The organism is Chelativorans intermedius (assembly GCF_025398255.1).
GTDB classification, from domain to species: domain Bacteria; phylum Pseudomonadota; class Alphaproteobacteria; order Rhizobiales; family Rhizobiaceae; genus Chelativorans; species Chelativorans intermedius.
On record NZ_JAODNW010000069.1, the window covers coordinates 1 to 2,615 of the forward strand.

The window sequence follows — 2,615 nt, forward strand, 5'->3', positions numbered from 1 at the left end:
GCAAAGCCGTTGCTGGCGGCGGGTCGTAGTTTGGTGGGTCGGACTTCAAAGGTTCCGATCAGGCCTGTGGCGTGAAGGACCAGGGCAGCAACTCGTCGAGGCGCGACTGCGGATGACCGGCGGCCAGGGCCTCGAGGGTGGCCCGCAGATAGGCGTAGGGGTCGATGTTGTTGAGCTTGCAAGTCTCGATGAGCGAAGCAATGCGTCCCCAACTGACGCCACCCTCGTCGTGGCCGCAGAACAGCGCGTTCTTGCGATTGAGGGTCAGGGGCCGGATCAAATTCTCGACCGGGTTCGTATCCATCTCGACGCGGCCGTCATCGAGGAAGACGCACAGACCCGCCCAGTGGTTGGCCATGTAGGCGAGCGCCGTGCCCATCGGCGACTTGCGTGACAGCCGCGCCCGCTGCGCGCCGATCCAGGCCTGAAGCGTCTCGACGAGCGGGCGGGAGCGTGCCTGGCGCACGGCATGGCGATGCTGCGGGTCCTGACCGCGGATGTCCTTCTCGATGGCGTAGAGGCTGGCGATACGCTTCAGGATCTCATCGGCGATCGGCGAGCCCTTCTTCGGCGTCGCCTTGATGATCTCGCGCCTGGCGTGGCTCCAGCAATGGGCGAGCACCAAGGGATCGCCGCCGCACCGCTCGGCCTGGGCGAGCCGACGGTAGCCGCTGTAGCCGTCCACCTGCAGCACGCCATCGAAGCCGTCGAGGATTCGTTCGGCATGAATGCCGCCGCGCCCAGGGGCGTAATGGAAGACGACGCCGGGCGGATCGGCGCCGCCCCAGGGCCGGTCGTCGCGGGCGAGCGCCCACAGATAGCCGGTCTTGGTGCGCCCGCGCCCGGGATCAAGCACAGGCGCCGTCGTCTCGTCCATGAACAGCTTGCCCGATTGCTTGATGAGTTCGGCCATGCGCTCCACGATCGGCGCCAGATGGAACGATGCCCGACCGACCCAGTCGGCCAGGATCGAGCGGTCGAGGATCACGCCGCTGCGCTTGAACACCTGCCATTGCCGATAAAGCGGCATGTGCTCGGAGTATTTGGCGACCATGATATGGGCGATCAGCGCCTCGGTGGGCAGACCACCTTCGATGAGGCGCGGCTTTGCTTTCGCCTGAGCAACACCGGCGCGTCCCTTGGGGCAGGCATATTTGGGGCGAACCGTCACCAGGACGCGAAGCTGCGCCGGCACGATATCGAGACGCTCCGAGACGTCCTCGCCGATCTTCACCATGTCGCCGCAGCCGCATGGGCAGGCAAGGCTGTCGGGCTCGATCACCGTCTCGACGCGCGGCAAATCCTTCGGCAGCGAGCGCGGACCCGCCGCCTTACTCCGCTTCTGCTTTGCCGCGCGGGGCTCAGCGTTCGATGCCCGGTCGTGCGCCTCCTGGGCCTCGCCGATCACGATCTCGAGGTCCTCGAAGGTCAGCGCCAGCTGGTCGGGATTGAGCTTCTCCGATCTGCGGCCGAACCGGGCGCGCTGCAGTTCGCGAACCAGGTGTTCCAGGCGCTCGTTATGCGCTGCCAGTTCCTGCATCTCGGCTTCGAGATGTGCCCGTGCAACCCGCTCCGCATCCAGTTCTCTGGCCTGGATTGCAAACGCTGCGACATGCGCCTCGACGGCCGCCCGCAGATCGGGCGACAGGGTCTTGAGGTCGAGCGTGGGAAGCGCCTGCGACATGGCGGCAGAGGTAGCATGCGCGATGCATCGCCCGCCACGCCGCATCGCCCGAGTGATTCAATCCGCCGCAGCCGGCGCGCGTATGCGCCGCGCCATCACCCGCTTCCAATCCAGACCTTCGAACAGCGCCTCGAACTGACCGCGCGACAGACGCATCGTGCCGTCCCGAATGCTCGGCCAGGAGAATTGACCTTCGTCGAGCCGCTTGTAGATCATCACCAGGCCGCTGCCGTCCCAGACAAGAATCTTGATCCGGTCGCCGCGCCGCGAGCGAAACACCACCGTCAGCCCGGAATAGGGATCGAGCCCCAGCTCATTCTGCACCGTCGCGGCAAGCCCGTCATGGCCGCGCCGGAAGTCGACCGGCTTGACGGCGATCACGATCGGCATGCGCTGACCCGGGACGATCATGCCGACAGCCGCAGCGCCGCAACCACCGCCGCGATCCGCTCCGGCGGGCTCTGCGCCGGCAGCCGCAGCACCAAATCCGCCATCTCGATCTCGATCACGCTGGCCTGTTCGGCCGTTGCCCCGGATGCGGGCTCGGCAGCCGGCGCGTCAGCGTCTTCCACCACCACGGGGACAAAGCCCGGACTGTCATCCTCCAACGGCAGAGCCAGGCGACCTTGACGCGCTGCCCGCCGCCATCCCGTCAGCTGCTGTGGCGATATCCGGTGCCGGCGCGCCACCTCGTTGACGCTGGCGCCGCTGTCGAAACTCTCCAGAACGATCCGTGCCTTGACATCGTCCGGCCATCGTCGGCGTCCGGTCGGGCCCTCCAGGACCTCCACCCGGCCAGCAAAGCCGACAAAACCCGATGATCCTTGTGACAGATCCATCCCGATCGCCTCCTTCCTCGAAAGAAAAGAAGCATCACCAAACGGGAATCTGCCTCAAGCCCAAAACTCAATGGGATCCGCCCGCCGCTTAC

3 protein-coding genes are annotated in these 2,615 nt (G+C 66.3%); all 3 read right to left on the reverse strand.

What is annotated here, in order from left to right; genetic code table 11:
* Positions 1–58 precede the first annotated feature (58 nt).
* From tnpC to tnpA, 3 genes are read right to left on the reverse strand one after another with little or no spacing between them, the layout of a single operon-like run.
* Positions 59–1,684: an IS66 family transposase gene (gene tnpC / locus NYR58_RS20205; protein ID WP_378074808.1), complete on the reverse strand. Its 1,626-nt coding sequence runs from the start codon at positions 1,682–1,684 to the stop codon at positions 59–61.
* 57 nt (positions 1,685–1,741) lie between these two features.
* Complete coding sequence (gene tnpB, locus NYR58_RS20210) at positions 1,742–2,095, reverse strand: IS66 family insertion sequence element accessory protein TnpB (RefSeq protein WP_261522921.1); 354 nt, start codon at positions 2,093–2,095, stop codon at positions 1,742–1,744.
* Entirely contained in the window at positions 2,092–2,523 is a 432-nt protein-coding gene (tnpA, locus tag NYR58_RS20215; RefSeq protein ID WP_261522922.1) for an IS66-like element accessory protein TnpA, read from the reverse strand. Before tnpA ends, tnpB begins: the two co-directional genes overlap by 4 nt.
* Positions 2,524–2,615: the final 92 nt, after the last annotated feature.

Bases quoted from the DNA above. Each gene is read 5' to 3' on its own strand.
- tnpA (WP_261522922.1), bottom strand. From the start codon at position 2,523: ATGGATCTGTCACAAGGATCATCGGGTTTTGTCGGCTTTGCTGGCCGG.
- tnpB (WP_261522921.1), bottom strand. From the start codon at position 2,095: ATGATCGTCCCGGGTCAGCGCATGCCGATCGTGATCGCCGTCAAGCCG.
- tnpC (WP_378074808.1), bottom strand. From the start codon at position 1,684: ATGTCGCAGGCGCTTCCCACGCTCGACCTCAAGACCCTGTCGCCCGAT.